At 64.6% G+C, this 1,400-nt stretch carries 1 protein-coding gene and 1 pseudogene; both read left to right on the top strand.

What is annotated here, in order from left to right:
• Positions 1–982: tetratricopeptide repeat protein (locus ACZ7GZ_RS43360; protein WP_471033367.1), on the top strand; the 982-nt coding region annotated here is incomplete at its 5' end.
• Between the two features lie 315 nt (positions 983–1,297).
• Positions 1,298–1,400 (top strand): annotated as a pseudogene (locus tag ACZ7GZ_RS43355) (IS5/IS1182 family transposase); the annotation flags it as partial.

Below are 1,400 nucleotides of genomic sequence, written 5' to 3'. Positions count from 1 at the left end.
TGGCACGCCCATCGTCTCCGCGCCCCGCACGGTGACGCATCCGTCGCACGAATGGAAGCCAGTCTCGTCCGAGCCCGCACCGGTGAAGGCCCCGTCGGCTGAACTCAGGACGCTCCAGGGCCTGATCCGGCATGTCATTGGCTCTCTCGAACGCCATGGCGGCTCCCACGGACGGCGTGCGCTTGCCCTGTACACTGCCGACGACGTGGGACGCCTCCTGGGGGCTGGGAGCGCAGACCGTGTTGTGTTATCCACTACCGCTCAACTCACGCACGTCCTCGCTCAGATGACGGCAGACACCGGCCAGCTCCCTCTGGCCGAGCAGTATCACCGAATCGCTCTCGATCTAGCGCATGAGGCCGAGGACCGCACGGTGTACTCCATTACGATGCGGGCGATGAGTGCGCTTGGTCTACGCCTTGGCTGGCTGTCATTCGCCAGCCAGTTGGCCGAGACCGCTGTGGAGACTGCCGGACCCAGCGCCCCGCCATCGGTGGCTTCGTATCTCCTCATCCAGCGGGCCGTCACCCGCGCCCGGGCCTGCCAACGCAGCGCGGCCCTTACCGACTTGCTCAGGGCCGAAGACAAACACCACACCGATGCCGAACAGACCATCTCGTTCTCGCACTACCCGAGCGCCGCGCTGCACTTCCAGCGCGCAGAGACCTTCCTTGCTCTGGGAATGTATCCCGAGGCCATTGGTGCCCTGCGCCGTTCGGCGCGCCTCCGTGACAGCGCCACACAGCATAGGTCTTTCGCCATCACCCAAGCCCGGCTCGCAGAAACGCTGATACGCACCGGTCAACTGGAACCAGCCTGTCACCACTGGGGCCGGTTCCTCGATCACCACGCCCACGTGCGCTCTGTCCTCATCCGCCGTGCACTTCACACCCTTCATCAGCAGTTACGCCCCTATCAACGCCACCCCATCGCCGCCGATGTCCTGGCACGGGCGAGATTGTCGAGGGGCAGGTCTTACTGAGCGTGAGGCGCAGTGCCGGCAGAGGTCGATCCCTGGGAGTGGACACCGTGTTTCATGCGGCGTACGAGACGGCCCCCTCGAGAGCACCTCGATGCGCTCCCCGGTCTCCGCGTTGATGATGTGATCGCGTAGCGGTGGCAGCGGCGCAGGGTGAAGTCGTCCACGGGCGTTGCTCCTTGATCGTGGACACTCTGATCATTGAGCTCTTTCAGCGTGGCCACTGATCTGGTGACGGGTCGATGTCCCGCAACGCACGAGGCTCCCATGCCGTTGAGAGAGGTGTTCGACGTCTCAACTCATCAGCGAGGAGCCTCGTTGGTTCTCTATCCTGCCTCACTCGACCTGCCTCACGCCCTGGTCGAGTGGGTAACCATGCTCATCGTCACCCGTGAGGGTGACCGCCGCTGCAAGCTCCCGC

This window comes from Streptomyces sp. NPDC037288 (assembly GCF_055603265.1).
This window is presented reverse-complemented; position numbering and strand designations above follow the sequence as displayed.